At 58.1% G+C, this 16,405-nt stretch carries 10 protein-coding genes, 1 tRNA gene and 2 pseudogenes; 4 read left to right on the top strand and 9 right to left on the bottom strand.

What is annotated here, in order from left to right:
- Position 1 precedes the first annotated feature (1 nt).
- Complete coding sequence (gene kwaA, locus HDE75_RS15750) at positions 2-592, bottom strand: anti-phage protein KwaA (protein WP_183676799.1); 591 nt, start codon at positions 590-592, stop codon at positions 2-4.
- A 71-nt stretch (positions 593-663) separates the two neighbouring features.
- The gene (locus HDE75_RS15755) at positions 664-1,122 is read right to left on the bottom strand and encodes a hypothetical protein (RefSeq protein ID WP_183676798.1); all 459 of its coding nucleotides are present in this window, start codon (positions 1,120-1,122) and stop codon (positions 664-666) included.
- 88 nt (positions 1,123-1,210) lie between these two features.
- Between HDE75_RS15755 and HDE75_RS27035 the strand changes: the two are divergent.
- Positions 1,211-1,890, top strand: a pseudogene (locus HDE75_RS27035) (SOS response-associated peptidase family protein).
- A 452-nt stretch (positions 1,891-2,342) separates the two neighbouring features.
- Here HDE75_RS27035 and HDE75_RS15765 read toward each other — a convergent pair.
- The 7 genes and pseudogenes from HDE75_RS15765 to HDE75_RS15795 all read right to left on the bottom strand — a co-directional run bounded on the left by HDE75_RS15765 (position 2,343) and on the right by HDE75_RS15795 (position 10,875).
- A complete protein-coding gene (locus tag HDE75_RS15765; protein WP_183676797.1) occupies positions 2,343-4,028 on the bottom strand; it encodes a hypothetical protein in 1,686 nt (561 codons plus the stop codon).
- A gap of 670 nt (positions 4,029-4,698) precedes the next feature.
- Positions 4,699-4,986, bottom strand: a pseudogene (locus HDE75_RS15770) (phage portal protein); the annotation flags it as partial.
- A 260-nt stretch (positions 4,987-5,246) separates the two neighbouring features.
- Positions 5,247-5,336, bottom strand: a tRNA-Ser gene (locus HDE75_RS15775).
- A 70-nt stretch (positions 5,337-5,406) separates the two neighbouring features.
- Entirely contained in the window at positions 5,407-7,461 is a 2,055-nt protein-coding gene (locus HDE75_RS15780) for a putative bifunctional diguanylate cyclase/phosphodiesterase (RefSeq protein WP_183676796.1), read from the bottom strand.
- Position 7,462: 1 nt separating this feature from the next.
- Positions 7,463-8,638, bottom strand: a complete 1,176-nt coding sequence (locus tag HDE75_RS15785; protein WP_183676795.1) for an EAL and HDOD domain-containing protein — start codon at positions 8,636-8,638, stop codon at positions 7,463-7,465.
- 205 nt (positions 8,639-8,843) lie between these two features.
- On the bottom strand, positions 8,844-9,479 hold the full coding sequence (locus HDE75_RS15790; RefSeq protein WP_183676794.1) for a response regulator transcription factor: 636 nt from the start codon (positions 9,477-9,479) through the stop codon (positions 8,844-8,846).
- Between the two features lie 22 nt (positions 9,480-9,501).
- The gene (locus tag HDE75_RS15795; protein WP_183676793.1) at positions 9,502-10,875 is read right to left on the bottom strand and encodes a cache domain-containing protein; all 1,374 of its coding nucleotides are present in this window, start codon (positions 10,873-10,875) and stop codon (positions 9,502-9,504) included.
- A 261-nt stretch (positions 10,876-11,136) separates the two neighbouring features.
- On the opposite strand from HDE75_RS15795, the gene HDE75_RS15800 reads away from it, so the two are divergent.
- The 3 genes from HDE75_RS15800 to HDE75_RS15810 all read left to right on the top strand — a co-directional run bounded on the left by HDE75_RS15800 (position 11,137) and on the right by HDE75_RS15810 (position 16,405).
- Entirely contained in the window at positions 11,137-13,197 is a 2,061-nt protein-coding gene (locus tag HDE75_RS15800; RefSeq protein ID WP_183676792.1) for a carbon starvation CstA family protein, read from the top strand.
- Entirely contained in the window at positions 13,197-13,397 is a 201-nt protein-coding gene (locus tag HDE75_RS15805) for a YbdD/YjiX family protein (protein ID WP_183676791.1), read from the top strand. Before HDE75_RS15800 ends, HDE75_RS15805 begins: the two co-directional genes overlap by 1 nt.
- 173 nt (positions 13,398-13,570) lie before the next feature.
- The gene (locus tag HDE75_RS15810; protein ID WP_183676790.1) at positions 13,571-16,405 is read left to right on the top strand and encodes a response regulator; all 2,835 of its coding nucleotides are present in this window, start codon (positions 13,571-13,573) and stop codon (positions 16,403-16,405) included.

A 16,405-nucleotide genomic window follows, 5' to 3' on the forward strand; every position in this document is an offset into this window, starting at 1 on the left:
ATCATATCCTTATGGCTTTTTTTGCAAAATAAATTGTGTGATCCAAAGGCAAATAATTTACAGAATCACCAGCTTCAAGCCTCTCATCAGATATCAAAATGATTTCCCTTCCATCGATTTTCGCTGAGAAAATCTTAAATCCTAAAAGTGACAAAGTAGGATTAGCATAAAAAAGATTTGTTCTTATATATATAGCCCCCAATATAATCAAGGTAATTCCTAGATTTATTATTTGCCGGACATTTTCCAATGCAAACCCAACAAGCGGAATCACATATGTGGCCAGAAAAACCAGATGTTCTGCTCCTTTGTCCTGTATTTCGGATATAATTTTTGGACCTTGCTTCGCACCATTTATTAGATACTTAAATCTAAAATAAAAAAAGCTAGAAACAACAAGAAAGAATATGCACATTAAAGGCAAAAAATTATTTGAAACAATTTTTAAAATTTCTGCCTTTGAAGCAAGAGAGCATTGAAAACATATATCTATACTTATTTTATTGACAAATATCAGTACAAATAGTAACCACAATGACAGGAGATACATACCTATCTTTAGTAGGCGCCCGACTTTAGGTTCAGCAATCATTTATTATGTACGCCATGAATTTTTCTACCGCCCACTGCGTGAGCAAAAAAAAGATGTTCTAATTTCAACAATTAAAATATCTTCACCATACTAGCTATTTGCCGACCCACAAAATACACACTTTGTAACAAATTAAAAAAAGCAACATAAGTTAAATAGAATAAAGTACCTTCCCCCATGGTTTTTCGGAAACCTACTTCTTCATCGGACACATTATCAGCATAGTTTTCTATGCTACAAAGCCAAGACTGGTCATAGCTCACCAGCTCCCCGGCATCATTGCGGACGCGCTCGAAACCAGAAAGCGTGAAACGGCCGTCGTTCGCCCACAAAATATGTGGGTCAATCAGCTCATACCCATCGCGCGCGCCTTGGGTCAGCCTGGCGACCTTGACCGGGCGCCGCAACCCTTGGTCTGTCACGTCCATGATCGTGAGCATTCCGCGATAGGTCACCGTGTACCGATCCGACAGCATGCGGCGCGGTATCTCCAGCCCCAGCTTTCGCATCATCACCATCCTGACTTTCATCGCATCACCTACAATAAATACTGTATATGCATACAGTATATCAAAGTTAAAAACCAGCTATCATTTTTCCATGTGCGGACGTGTTGACATGAGCGAGAATTCGCGACTCTACCTGAATGCCATCGGGTGGACGGACGCCACTATTGACAGCCAGGAGCAGATGCACTTCAACGTCATTCCCGGCACCTACGTGCCGGTGCTGCGCCTCAACGACAATCAGCCGCACCTCAATGACACCTTTTGGAGCTGCCGCCCTGCCTGGGCCGCCGCTGCCAAACCTACCCCTGGCAAGAAAAAGATCCCCATCGCGTTCAACGCATGCGTGGAAAAGCTGGCAGACGCCTACTGGAAGCCGCTGCTACGCGCCGGACGCGGCATCGTCTGCGCGTCGGGCTGGTATGAATGGACGGGGGAAAGGGCCACAAGTAACCCTGGCACACTCACCGCAAAGACCGTGAGCCGCTGTTCCTGCTCGCGCTCGCCAACTTCGGGCCATTCAAGGAAAACCGCGAGGAAGCGGGCTTCGTCCTGGTCACTGCGGATTCAGTCGGGGGCATGGTCGACATTCACGACCGCAGGCCCGTCGCCGTCAGCGCCGACGACGCGCGCCGTTGGCTCGATCCCAAGCTGACAACCAACGAGGCCATGCACATCGCGCGCACGGCTATGCTCGACGCCGACCTGTTCGAATGGCATGCAGTGAGCACGGAATTGAACCGTGGCGTGGATGGGCCGCAGGTAGCGGCGCCACTGACCTGCGCCGAATAACGAAAGACCCTGGGCTGCGATACAGACCCGCCAGCGGGAAGCGAGGGCCAGTTCTGCCTTTCAGACACGGACTGATGCGTTGTACGCCGTAGAAGCCAGCTCAGTCGAAACCCTGATTAGAACCACCAAGCGCGCCGCAGGCGCGCAAGGCTGCCGCGCAGCGGCAGCAGGTGGGCGATTCGAACTCACGAACAGTTTAACCCGTCGCTAGTTTTCAAGTCTTCAAAATACCCTTTATATTTCAATAATTTACGTACTATTTCATTCCGCACACATGACCTCATTTCCGTCTTACCCTGCCACTGTAGTAACTAGCCTGAGTCAGTGATGCGGAAACGATTTCTCCCGTGTGCAGCTACTTTAGACAAGGTGTTTAGACTGTATGAAAGCTAAAAATAAAAACAATCAATAAACTTGGAGATTCTCGCTCATCATCGCCACACATCCTCGCCCTATTGCGCCCCGTCCAGGGTAGAAGAGATAATATCGTACCCATTTTCAATTGCTATGTCATCAACCAGTCTATCAAGCTTTTTGGGTAGAAAAATGTTTTCACGTCGTAGTTGCTTTCGCTGCTTCACTAGATATTCAACGTTGTTGCAACGTGAACTTACGTGTGCTCCAAGGGCAAAACAGTAACTGGCCAATTTCCCCTCTTCAGCGACAATATCTGAGGCGAACTCGACCGCCAAATCGAAATCGTCAACATGGCAACGAAGCGCCATTTTTACAACGCTAGTACGTAGCTTCGGCGCATCGCGATGTTCTATGAAATCACACCAGGTACGAGCGAAATGTGCATCAGCAGCCGCTCTTCCAAAATGGCGATCATTCACCCCTCTCCGGTGCGACCGTCGCCTGAACTCATTAAGGTCTTTACCACGCTGGAATGCATGCCATGCAAGCGGATCTCCATCCTCTTGATCACTCGAATCGATGAGTGACTCCAGCGCAGGAAGCCACGTGAGCGGATGCCATGCTGAAAATGAAGTAGTGTCCGAAATAACTGGGCGCAAAGTATAGCGCTTTTCCGTACGCCACCTGTTTACATGATCCCCTATCTCACCGAAGCTATCGAAACGCAAAATATGAGCACTATCGCTTTCGAGCCTTGCTTGAAAATTCGCCCAAGTTCCTTCAGATTCGGATGAATAGGAATCGAAGTTCTCACCGATTTCAAGAGTTCTTAGGAGCCGCACAGCTGTGTCATCAGTGAGCTCCGTGAATGTGTTTGACCTCGCGAATTGTTCCCTTTCCTTGGCCGTCTTAAAAACTGGAAACTCCTGAGGACGACAAGGGTTGCGAATTGCCATCGAGACAAACAACCTGGTCTCCAAGCCATGTGCGAGATAACGTTGCACCTCGTCAAGCAAATACCAAACTATCACAAATCCTGAGGCGCGCCCTCTTTCTGCCTCACGAACCAGCCCTACAATTGCGTGCTCAACATGATTATGCAAACAACAAATATGTTCTCTCAAATCCCAGTTAGGTGGAAGAAAAAAAACCTTTGTATCTACGCTCAAAGCCGTCTCAGGAAATGTCTGAACACTTGCACTAGGAAGTAAATCGGAACGCACCAGTAGAGTAGGCGTGCATTCCTCTACATCAGGATCCCGATACTCCAAAACGAGAACAGGAATGTGCCGGTGCGCTAACTCAGCAATGGCATGTTTCTCCAGGGGAGCCAAGCTGGTGGAAATCAGTACGAGGAAAACCTGCGAACCCGGATGTTGCTGAGACAAACAGTTTGTATAGGCAAGCAATTCCGTCCCGAACTCACGAGCAGCCTTCTTGCTACGTTTAAGTTCCACGATGATAAAAGCTCCACTAATCTCATCCTCGAGAACCAGATCTGGCTTGAGAACCATACCGGTGACATTGGAGATGTTTATATTCGCGCTTTTGAACCTAGGTTCGAAGAGGCTTTTAAGTACACGGCAGGCCTCGCGAGCTGAGCGGTGTCGAAATCGGGAAAGACCGGCGACACGTCCGTACTGCTCGACCTCGCACTTCATTTCTTGCCCCAGTGAGCTTTTCTCATACCTCAAAACACTATATAAATCGCTCACAACAAAATTTTGCCTATTATCCGTCAGTTGAACTATCCAAGATTGAATTTCGCTTTCTTTGGTCATTGCATTGACTCCTTTTCATCAATTCATTGATACAGTGTACTTGATGGCCTCTATCACTTAAACAGGCAGAATAGGCACGGGCAACAGAAGGCCAATAAACCTTATTTGGAACATAAAAGCTAACACTTCCATGTCCCCGCCAAAGCAGCACAAAAATGTTCAAAGTGCGTCAAAATGCGCCAAATCGCACGCCCCCTCTTCGCCCCGCCGCGCCAATCCTCATGCGCCTTCGGCCATGGCGCAAATTTGAGTCAAAAAATCTCTATATAGCGGGCAAGTGTGGAGGGGGGACAACTGCGCGCGCCGGGCCGAAATCGTCGATTTTCTTGCCTCAACGGCAATATTATTCATCAGGGCGTGAAAAAGCCGCCTTATGGGCGGCTTATGCGGTGGCTGGGGCAGTCTGGCACGGCTGGGCTGTCGCGCCCTGCCCTACCAGCTAGTGCAGCGTGGCGATCATCCTGGCCGCCCGGCGCGGGTCTTGGCCGCTTGCTCCTTGTCGTAATCGTCGCGGCAGTCCACGCCGCAGAACAGCATGGCCGGCGCCAATGCTTCATCGCAGAAATAGCAGCAGCCATGCGCGCCACCAGGGCGGGACGGCTGCGCACGGCGGCCAGACCGCGCGTGACCTCTGCAAAGATGATCTTATCGGTGTTGTCTACGTGATCGCTCATTGCCCGCCCTCCTTGGCCAGGCCCAGCTCATACGGCGCGAACTTCACCACTTCCACGCCGGCCCATTCATTGATGGCCAGGAACTGCGTTTGCAGGGGCACCAGCTCATTGCGGGCGAAGACGTGCGCGGCTGGTTCCACGGCGCCGAAGCCGCCTGCGTTGTTCGGCAAGATGCCCATCAGCTGCGGCGGCACGCGGTGCGCGGCCAGCTGGTCGTCGCGCGTTACGCTCTTGATGTTGAAAAATTCGTTCTTGGCGGCCACGTCGGAAACCGGCAGGATTTGCGGAGCGAGGGCCAGTTCTGCCTTTCAGGCACAGGCTGATGCAATGGGGACGTAAAAGCCAGCTCAGTCGAAAACCTGATTAGAACCACGAAGCGCGCCGCAGGCGCGCAAGGCTGCCGCGCAGCGGCAGCGGTTGGAGGATTCGGGGCGGGCTGGGCCGGTAGGCCCAGCCCTTCGAATCTCACACGCAGGGCGCGCAGGCGCCCTGCTCGCTTCCGACAGGCAATAAAAAACCGCCCGAAGGCGGTTTCTTTATTTCTTGGCGGAAGCGGTGAGATTCGAACTCACGAACAGTTTAACCCGTCGCTAGTTTTCAAGACTAGTGCCTTCAACCACTCGGCCACGCTTCCAGATGGCAGCATTATACATAAAGCGGGCGGGCTTACCAATGGGGGTGGGGTGGGTTGAAGAAAAACTAAGCTATATACCCCAATTTTGCCGTAGCTCGCGTTCAAACTCGGCTGCTGGCAGGGGGCGGGAGAAGAGGTAGCCTTGGACTTCGTCGCAGCCTGAGCTTTTCAGGAAGGCTAGCTGCTCGGCTGTTTCCACGCCTTCGGCGATGACTTTGTGGTGCAGTTGCTGGGCGATGCTGATGATGGTGCTGGCGATGGCGCAGTCGCTGGTGTCGGTGGGGATGCCGGTGGTAAAGGAACGGTCAATCTTCAGGGTGTCGATGGGGAAGCGTTTCAGGTAGGACAGACTGGAATAGCCGGTGCCGAAGTCGTCCAGCGACAAGGCCACGCCCAATGCCGTGATGCGGTCCATGATGCCGATCACGCGCTCGATGTTGTGCATCAGGGTGCTTTCGGTGATTTCCAGTTCCAGCCAGGCTGCTTCCAGGCCGTAGCGGGCCAGCGTCGCGGCCACTCTGGCGGGCAGGGCCGAGGTGAATTCGCGGGCGGAGACGTTAACGGCCAGGCGGATCGGTGGCAAGCCCGCTTGTTTCCAGGCTTGCGCCTGGGCGCAGGCTGCTTCCAGCACCCATTCGCCTACTTGCACCACCAGCCCCGTCGATTCAGCCAGGGGGATGAAGTCGGCCGGCGGGATCATGCCGTGTTCGGGGTGGCGCCAGCGGACCAGGGCTTCGGCGCCGATGATGCGCCCGCTCGCCAGGGCATACTTTGGCTGGTAGTGCAGCAGCAATTGCTGTTCTGCCAGCGCGTGGCGCAAGCCGGTTTCCAGGCGCATGCGCGCTTGCATGCCCAGGTTCATGTCCTGGCTGTAGAAAGCCACGCTTTCCGTTTCGCTGCTGCTGTCCTGCTTGGCCCGGTACATGGCGATGTCGGCCAGGCGCAGCAGGGTTTCGGCGTCGTGGCCGTCTTGCGGATAGACGCTGATGCCGATGCTGGCGCCCACGCGCAAGTCGTGGCCTTCGATCAGGAACGGTTGCACCAGGGAAGCGAGCAGCTTTTGCGACACGGTGCTGGCTTCATAATGCTGGCCGATGTCGAACAGGCCGACGGCGAATTCGTCACCGCCCAGGCGGGCCACCAGGTCCTGGTCGCGCAAGACGCGGCGGAAGCGCTGGGCAACCTGGCGCAGCAATTCGTCGCCGATGCGCCGGCCCAGGGTGTCGTTGATCAGCTTGAAACGGTTGAGGTCGATGAACAGCACGCAGCCGAGCATCTTGCTGCGCTGCGCTACGGAGAGCGCCTGGTCCACCAGCTTGGTCAGCAGGGTGCGGTTTGGCAGGCTGGTCAGCGGGTCGTAATACGCCAGGTGGTGCAAGCGCTCTTCGGCCAGCTTGCGTTCCGTGATATCGGTCAGGTAGGCGATCAGGCCGACGGGTTTTTCATCCATGTCGCGCAGCGGCGACAGCGACAGGCTGGCCCAGAAGACTTCGCCGGATTTTTTACGGCGGCGCACTTCCATCAAGCGCCCGCCCTGCTCCAGAAAGGCGTCGCGGAAACCGGTTTCTTCCTCGTCATATAAAAACAGGATGTTGCGGCCCACCGCTTCCACCGAAGAATAGCCAAACAGGCGTTCGGCGCCCTTGTTCCAGCTGGTGATGTAGCCTGTCAGATCGGTCGTCAGCACCGATTCATGCAACTGGTCGAGGATTTGCGTCTGCTGCGCCAGCAAAGCTTCGACTTGCGCGTAGGCATGCGTGGAGCGCTGCGCCAGCGAGTGCACCTGCAACACGCCGGCCGTCAGCGAGGCCAGGCTGGCCAGCTGGCGGCGGTCCTGCTCGCCGTATTGATCGCGGCCCGACACGGCAAAGTAGCCGAAGCACTGGCCATCGAAATTGATTTCCTGCAGCATTCCCGGGGTATCACCGGGCAAGATCGGCAGTGCTTGGCTAAGCTCGCCGCTGGATGGCGGCGGTGCAGGCAGGAACTGGCCATGCGGGCTGGCCATCACGGCGCTGGCGATGCGGCCCAGTTCGGCTACCAGTGCTGCGCCACGCAAACGCACGACGGCGTCGCACAGGGCGGCGCTTTCATTGAGGGTATCGGACACCGGTAGCAAGATCATGCTACAGGTTCCGGCTCAGCTGGATGGCCCACTGGTAAGCCTGTAGCAGGCTGCGCCAATAGGTTTCGCCATCGATGCCGGTGCTGGCCAGCAGGGCGGCGGGCGGATGGGTGCCGCTTTCCACCAGCGCCAGCAAGGCGCCCAGTTCGCCGCTGCGGGCCAGCAGGGCGTCATTCACGCCATGGTCGAGATTCAAGGTTGCAACGATTTCCGCCATGGACATGCCCAGCAGCACGTCCAGCAGGGAAAATACACCGGCCATGAAGGCCAGGTCTTGCTGGTCGCGGTCGCCGCCGCGCAAGGCGCACAGCGCTTCCATGTGCGCCGCGCGCACGGCTGCCAGCGGCAGCAGCGCATGGATCTTGCCATCGTCTTGCTGGCGCGCATACAGCAGCAATTGCAGCCAGCGCTGCAGCTGGCGCCGGCCCAGCAAGGTGATCGCCTGGTGAAAACTGCTGATCGGCGCCGTGTAGCCGAAGGCCGCCGAATTGACCAGTTTCAGCAAATGGTAGCTGAGCGCCGGGTCCTGTTTCAGCGGCACTTCCAGTTCATGCACGTCGGCATCGCGGGCCAGCAAGCCCAGCAGCGCCAGCAGCCGGCGGCGCGAGGTGCCTTCGTCGGCATCGTTTTGCTGGCGGGCGCTGCGCAGCGCGTACCCTCCGGCAAACCAGCTCACGCCCAGCGCCGAAACGGCAGCCAGTTGCTCCTCGTCATCGATGTTATACGCCAGGTGCGGGCCCGGCAGCGGCAGCAGCTGGTGCAGGCCCGGCAGTTCGCTGGATGCATCCACGCTCAGCGCGCGCGCATCGACGTGGGCGGCCATGACGGGGCCGGCATCCGGGCCATCGAGCAGGATGCGGTAGCCGGCATCGCGCCATTGCAGGCATTTTTTCTGGATCGGCTTGTCGGCAGCCAGGGCGGCCGGCAGGCGGAAGATGGTGCGTTGCGGCGTCAGCTGCGCCAGCAGTGCCTCGTCGACGCTGTGGGGGTCGGCCAGCGGAATGATGCAATCGAGGGGCGCCAGCAAGGCAAACACATCGGCAGCGCCGAAAGCGGCCGTCAGCGGGCCGGTGGCATGTTGCGGCACATGCAGGGTGACTGCCACCCATTCATTATGCGCATTAGCAACTGCTTGTAATCCCACCAAAGGAAACAGGTTTGATTCAGACGCTGACATCGATATCTCAGTGTGGGTAAGGCGCAATGGTCAATAAACTGGCCATCGTTCACACGCCTGCGCCAGGCAAGCATGCAATTTCGACAGCGAGAATCATTCTATCCGAATCTCACCCCATAGACAGTTTAATATTGGCAACAAATGTTCAAAAAAAACATTTCCCAAATCCATGCATTTGCACAATAAAACACTGTTACCCTGGCACTTAAGCTACGCCACCATCAAATTGCGCGTGTTCCACCGCATATTTGATCAGCTCCGCCTGGCCTTCGATGCCCAGCTTGCGCTTGATGTTGAGGCGGTGCGTTTCCACCGTGCGCACGCTCAGGTCCAGCACGCGGGCGATCTGCTTGTTAGACTGGCCGGCCGCGATATGCTGCAACACTTGCTGCTCGCGCGTGGTCAGGAAGGAATCGTGCACTTGCGGCCGCGACAATTGCCGCGCCAGCCCCGCACTGTAATAGATGCCGCCCGACATCACGGTTTCGATGGCGAACACAATATCTTTCCCCGGCGCATCCTTGAGCACATAACCGCGCGCGCCTGCCTGCAATGCTTGCGAGACATATTCCAGCTTGTCGTGCATGGACAAAATCAGCACCGCAATCTGCGGGAAAGCCTGCTTGAACAGCGCTGTCGCTTCGATGCCATTCGTGCCGCGCATATTAATATCCATCAGCACCAGGTCGATGGCGTGCGTGCGCGCCTGCGCCAGTGCTTCGTCGGCCCCGCCCGCCTCGGCCACCACGTCGAAATGGGGCACCGCTTCTAACCGCGCGCGCAAGCCGTCGCGCACCAGCGGATGATCGTCCACCAGCAATATGCGTATGCTTTCAGTCATGATTTTTCTTTAGTATTTGTTTTTATTGTTGAAGATCCAGCCGCGCCAGCACCACAGTGCCAGCCGGCGTGGAAGCGATATGCAGGCTGCCGCCGATGGCTTCCATGCGTTCCGTCATGTTGCGCAAGCCGATGCCGCGCTGCGGATGCAGAGCGATGCCGTCGAAATCGAAGCCGCCACCATTATCGGCGATGCGCAGCTCCACCGCACCCGAGACGCCCTCGCTGCCATGCAGGCTGACTTCGATGCGGCTGGCGCTGGCGTGGCGCTCGCTATTGGTCAGCGCTTCCTGGGCGATACGGAACAGCACGGTATTGACCATGTCGGGCAAGCCTTCGCCGGCGTTGGGCGGGCTGGCTGCAAAGCTGGCTTGGGCGCTACTGCTGTCATTGAATTCCTGCACCAGATGGTCGAGCGCGGCGGCCAGGCCCAGGTCGTCGAGGATGGCCGGGCGCAGATTGTGGGAGATACGCCGCACTTCGCCCAGTACCTTGTTCAATTGCTCGGCAGCCCGCTCGAAGGTGGCGGGCGCCTTGGCTTGCTGTTCGGCATTGCCGCATAAACGCGCGATGCCCGCCTCGATCTGCAGCTTGATCGATACCAGCCACTGGCTGATGCCGTCATGCAAGTCGCGCGACAACCGCGCCCGCTCCTCTTCCTGCGACTCGACCACGCGCTGGGCCAGCACTTTCAGCTTGGCATCGGCCACCCGCAATTCGCTGATATTGAGCACCAGTCCGGAACCGGCCACCAGCAGGGAGCCGAGGATGGCGATGGCGGCGATCCACAGCATGGTCGAGCGGATATTGCCTGACTGCTGGGCGTCGACCTTGTCCAGCGCCTGGTCCACATCGTCCATATAAATGCCGGTGCCCATCATCCAGCCCCATTCCGGCATCAGGATCACATACCCGAGCTTGGGCGCCGATTTATTGGTCGATGGCTTGATCCAGTTATAGCGCTCGAAGCCGCCGCCATTTTTGGCCCGCTGCATCAAGCGCTGGATGGTCAGGTTGCCATTCGCATCGCGCAAGTCCCACAGGTTTTGCCCCACCAGTTCGGGCTGGCGCGGATGCATCAGGGAATTACCCTGCAAATCATAGATAAAGAAATAACCGTCGTCGCCATAACTGAGTGCACCCAGTATGCGCTTGGCCTCTTCTTTCGCGGCGGCATCCTTGCGGCCCGACTGGTAGAGATAGGCGATGGAATGGCTGGCCAGGGTCACATAGTGCTTGAGCTCAGCTTCCTTGCTGGCCAAATACGCCTGCCCGATAGTGGCGCGCTGTTGTTCCGCCAGGGTGATGGCCTGGTGCCGCACGGCATAGGCGATCGCGCACATGGCCAGTATCAGCGGCGTAATAGCCAGGAAGATGACTTTCTGTCTGAGTTTCATGGCTGCGCTGCGATCGCGAAAGAATGCAAGAAGGGGCGGAAGGTCTGCTGTAGCCGCCATTTTACGTGGCGGTGTAATAAATGATCTGCGTAGTAATACTTAGCGTTACTGCGTAGTGATGCGCTTGTGATCATTATACGGTTCGTGAATACTCACCATAAGCTGCGCGCACGCCATGGCACACGTTGGCAACATCCTGGGCAAGATCAATAACAGTACCCGGAATCGCGACGCAGTACCCGTCAAATCTTTGGAGGAAGCATGAACCGCATATTGAAACAGCTCGGTTGGGCAGCGCTTGCGCTGGCCGGCGCCGGCTCACTGGGCGTGGTCGCCCTGCAGCGCGGCGAACCGATCAGCGCCATCTGGATCGTCATCGCCGCCGTCTGCGTCTACCTGATCGCCTACCGCTTCTACAGCCTGTTCATCGCCGACAAGGTGCTGAGCCTCAATCCCAACCGCATGACACCGGCCTACAAGCACAACGACGGCCTCGATCACGTGCCGACCAATAAATATGTGCTGTTCGGCCACCATTTCGCCGCGATTGCCGGCGCCGGCCCGCTGGTCGGCCCGGTGCTGGCTGCACAGATGGGCTATCTGCCCGGCATGCTGTGGATTTTGGCCGGCGTGGTATTTGCCGGCGCCGTGCAGGATTTTATCGTGCTATTCATTTCCATGCGCCGCGACGGCCGCTCGCTGGGCGACCTGATCAAGGCTGAACTGGGCGAGATTCCCGGCATGATCGCCCTCTTGGGCTGCTTCATGATCATGGTCATCATCCTGGCCGTACTGGCCCTGATCGTCGTCAAGGCGCTGACCGGCTCGCCATGGGGCAGCTTCACCGTGATGGCGACGATTCCTATCGCGCTGTTCATGGGCGTGTACTCGCGCTATATCCGCGTGGGCCGCATCGGTGAAATTTCCATCATCGGCTTCGTGCTGCTGATGCTGGCCATTATCGGCGGCCAATACGTGCAGGAATCCGCTGTGCTGGGCCCGATGTTCACCTTTACCGGCACCGAACTGACCTGGATGCTGATCGGCTACGGCTTCATCGCTTCCGTACTGCCCGTGTGGCTGCTGCTGGCGCCGCGCGACTACCTGTCCACTTTCCTGAAGATCGGCACCATCCTGGGCCTGGCCATCGGCATCATCGTCGTCGCGCCTTACCTGAAAATGCCGGCCATGACCAAGTTCATCGATGGCTCCGGCCCCGTCTGGTCGGGCAATCTGTTCCCCTTCCTGTTCATTACGATTGCCTGCGGCGCCGTGTCCGGTTTCCACGCGCTGATTGCCTCGGGCACCACGCCGAAGATGATCGAAAACGAAAGCCACGCCCGCTTCATCGGCTATGGCGCGATGCTGATGGAATCGTTCGTCGCCATCATGGCCCTGGTGGCCGCCTCGACCATCGAGCCTGGCATCTATTTCGCCATGAACAGCCCGGCCGCCCTGATCGGCAGCACGGCCGACTCGGCCGCCCATGTGATTTCGCAATGGGGCTTTTATGTCACGCCAGAAATGCTGACGCAAACGGCCAAGGACGTGGGCGAACACAGTATCATTTCGCGCGCCGGCGGTGCACCGACCCTGGCCGTGGGCATGGCCCACATCCTGTCGGGCGTGATGGGCGGCAAGGCCATGATGGCCTTCTGGTACCACTTCGCCATCCTGTTCGAAGCGCTGTTCATCCTGACGGCGGTCGATGCCGGCACGCGTGCCGGCCGCTTCATGCTGCAAGACTTGCTGGGCAGCTTCGTCCCGAAATTGAAACAGACGGAAAACGTGTATGCCAACTTGCTGGCGACGGGCTTGTGCGTGGCGGCCTGGGGCTATTTCCTGTACCAGGGCGTGGTCGATCCATTGGGCGGCATCAATACCCTGTGGCCGCTGTTCGGTATCGCCAACCAGATGCTGGCCGCCATCGCGCTGATCCTCGGCACCTGCGTGCTGTTCAAGATGAAACGTGGCCAGTACGCCTGGGTCACCATCGTGCCGACCATCTGGCTGCTGCTGTGCACCCTGACGGCGGGCTGGCAAAAGATTTTCGACGCCAACCCGCGCGTGGGCTTCCTGGCGCATGCCCAGAAATATTCGGCGGCGCTCAATGAAGGCACTTTGCTGGCGCCCGCCAAGTCGGTGGCGCAGATGCAGCAAATCATCTTCAACGATTACCTGGACGCCGGCCTGGCCGCCTTCTTCGTGATCGTGGTCGTCAGCGTGCTGGTGTTTGGCATCCGCACCATCCTCAAGGCGCGCGCCGACAACCAGCCGAGCACGCAAGAATCGCCGTTCCAGGCCATGCCAGTGGTGCAATAATGTTTGACGAAATCGTCAAGGCAGGACGTTATCTCGGGCAAAGCATGCGGCTGATGTGCGGCCTGCCCGAGTACGACACCTACGTGGCCCACCGGGAAGTGACGCACCCCGGCGAGCCGATGATGACGTATGAAGAGTTTTTCCGCGAACGCCAGGAAGCCCGCTACGGCGGCGCCGGCAAGCGCGGCGGCTGTTGCTAAGACACGCCGCTAAAAACTGGGGTCTGACCCGCCGGGTCAGCCCCCATTTAGTTCCCCTCCCCTTTCCTGCCTTAGACCCATATCAACATCATGGTGTTTCTTCACGCTTATATTTTTCCAATAGGAATTAATTAAAAAACAGCAATCCGTCTAACCGGAGCATCGCCAGATCCATGTTCAATTTCCACCGCTCCAGCATCAGCCAGAAACTGACCATGATTTCGGTGCTGTCTTCAGGCTGCGCCTTGTTGCTGGTGTTCGTGGCCTTTGTCGCCACTTCGGTGATCACCCATAAGAATGACGAAAGCCGCCAATTGCTGGCGCTCGCTGGCGTGATCTCGGCGGCCAGCGTGGCGCCCATGCAGGCTGGCAAGCCTGCCCAGGCCGAACAGGTGCTCGCTGCCCTGCAGGTGCGCGAAGAAGTCGCCCAGGCGGCGCTGTTCGACCGCGGCGGACGCCTGTTCGCCCTGTACCGCTCCGCCACCCAGCCGCCGGAACGTCCGACGCCGGAAGACATGGATCCGGCCTTGCTGGCCGACATGGCGCAAGAACCGGTCACGCAGGGGGCGGGCGGCGCCCTGACGCCATCGATGCGCCTGTATCTCCCTGTGTTCGACGGCCCCACCATCATCGGCGCCGTGATGATCGAGGCGGACCTGAACCACATGTGGCGCGATATCGCGCGCCACCTGGGCTCCATCAGCGGCGCCACCCTGCTGTCCTTTCTGGTGGCCGTGTTCCTGGCCGGGCGTTTCAAGGGCGTGATTGCGGAACCGATTACCAAGCTGATCAATACCGCCAAAAAAGTCTCCAGCAGCCAGACCTACAGCCACCGCATCACCCACCATCGCAGCGACGAGCTCGGCGTGCTGATCGACAGTTTCAATGACATGCTGGCGCAGATCGATGGCCGTGACGCGACCCTGGCCAATTACCGCGACCAGCTGGAACGGCAAGTGAGTGTACGGACGGAACAGCTGGAAAAGGCCAAGGATGCGGCCGAGGCGGCCAGCCAGGCGAAAAGCGCCTTTCTCGCCACCATGAGCCATGAAATCCGCACGCCCATGAATGGCGTGCTGGGCATGACTGAATTGCTGCTGGCCAGCAATCTGACGCCGCAGCAGCGCCATTACACCAGCATGGTGCAGCGTTCGGGACAGAATTTGCTGGTGATCATCAACGATATCCTCGATTTTTCCAAGATCGAGGCGGGTAAGCTCAGCGTCGAATACATCCGCTTCAATTTCCGCGAATTGCTCGACGACATAGAACACGTGTTTGCGCCACAGGCCGAGGCGAAAGATATCTGCCTGGAATTCGATATCGCCAACGATATTCCGATCGCCATCTGCGGCGACCCGAACCGCTTGCGCCAGATCATCGTCAATCTGCTGGGCAACGCCATCAAGTTCACGGAAACGGGCAAGGTAACGGTGAAGGTGACCGTGTGCCGCGAAGACGGCCCCAGCGTGGGCTTGCGCTTCGAAGTGCAGGATACGGGCATCGGCGTGTCCAGCGACGCGCAGACGCGCATCTTCGAGTCGTTTTCGCAGGCAGACGGTTCGACCACGCGCAAGCACGGCGGCACCGGCCTGGGCTTGACGATTTCCAAGCAGCTGGTCGAACTGATGGGTGGGAAAATCGGCGTTGACAATGCTTTAACGCAAGGCTCCATCTTCTGGTTCACAGTAAATTTCGATAAGCGGAGAGTCGACAGCGACGACCCGTCTTTCAATCTGAAAACCACGCGAGGGCTACGCGCCTTGATTGTCGACCATACACCCGCCACCCGCGCCGAACTGGAGCGGCAGCTGGCCAGCTGGCACATCGTCAGCGACAGTGCCGTCTCGGCCAGCGACTGCCTGGGCAAGCTGCGCGCCGCCGCGCTGGCTGGCGCGCCGTATTCGGTGGCCCTGCTCGACATGGACTTGCCGCGCACCAGCGGCCTGGCTTTGTCCGCCACCATCAAGAGCGATCCGCTGCTGGCCGACCTCAAGCTGCTATTGCTGAGCACCGAGCAGGCTGCGGCCGATCCGGTGCAGCGGCGTGAAGCGGGCGTAGCCTACCAGCTGATCAAGCCTGCCCGCGATTGCGATCTGTTCGATTGCATCGTCACGCCGCAGCGCGCCAGCGAAACCTTGCGCCCCCATCCATCGCACTTGCCACATGCGCCGCGCCAGGTGGCCAGGCGCCAGCGACGCCGCGTGCTGCTGGCTGAAGACAATCCCGTCAACGTGGAAGTGGCGCGCGCCATGCTCGACAGCCTGGGCCTGGACGTGGTCTGCGCCCACAATGGCGAGGAAGCGCTGCACGCGGCCCAGGCCGAGGATTTCGACCTGGTGCTGATGGATTGCCAGATGCCCGTGATGGATGGCTTCGCCGCTACCACGGAAATCCGCCGCCACGAGCAGCAATGCGGCCATGCACGCGTGCTGCCCATCGTCGCCATTACAGCCAACGCCTTGCAGGGCGACCGCGAATCGTGCCTGGCGGCCGGCATGGATGACTACCTGAGCAAACCGTTCACGCAGCAGGAACTGGGCCATACGATTTCCCGCTGGATCACCCTGCCGCGCGCAGCCACCGTGCACCACTCGGAAACGGCGGAACACCTGCCGGCGCCCAGCGTACCAACCGTAACCACCGTGGCAGCGGCCCAACTGAACCGGCTCGCGCTGGACAATATCCGCGCACTGTCGAGCACCGATGGCGACGCGCTGCTCGAGCGCGTGATCCTGGCCTTCGAGGGCGATACGCCACGCCAGTTGCAAACCATGCGCGCCGCCATCGCCGCGCCCAATCCAGAAGCCATCCGCAAGGCCGCGCACAGCCTGAAATCGAGCAGCGCCAATGTGGGGGCCGATGCGTTGGCGCAACTATGCAAGGAGATGGAAAAACTGGGCCGCGCCGGCAGCACGCAAGGCGCGGCCGGCATGCTGCAAGACATGGAACAGGAATTCCTTGCGGTGTGCGAATCGCTGAGCGCCATACTGGTAAAGGAACACTGA

Origin of the sequence: Janthinobacterium silvisoli, assembly GCF_014200725.1 — a bacterium.
GTDB lineage: Bacteria > Pseudomonadota > Gammaproteobacteria > Burkholderiales > Burkholderiaceae_D > Janthinobacterium.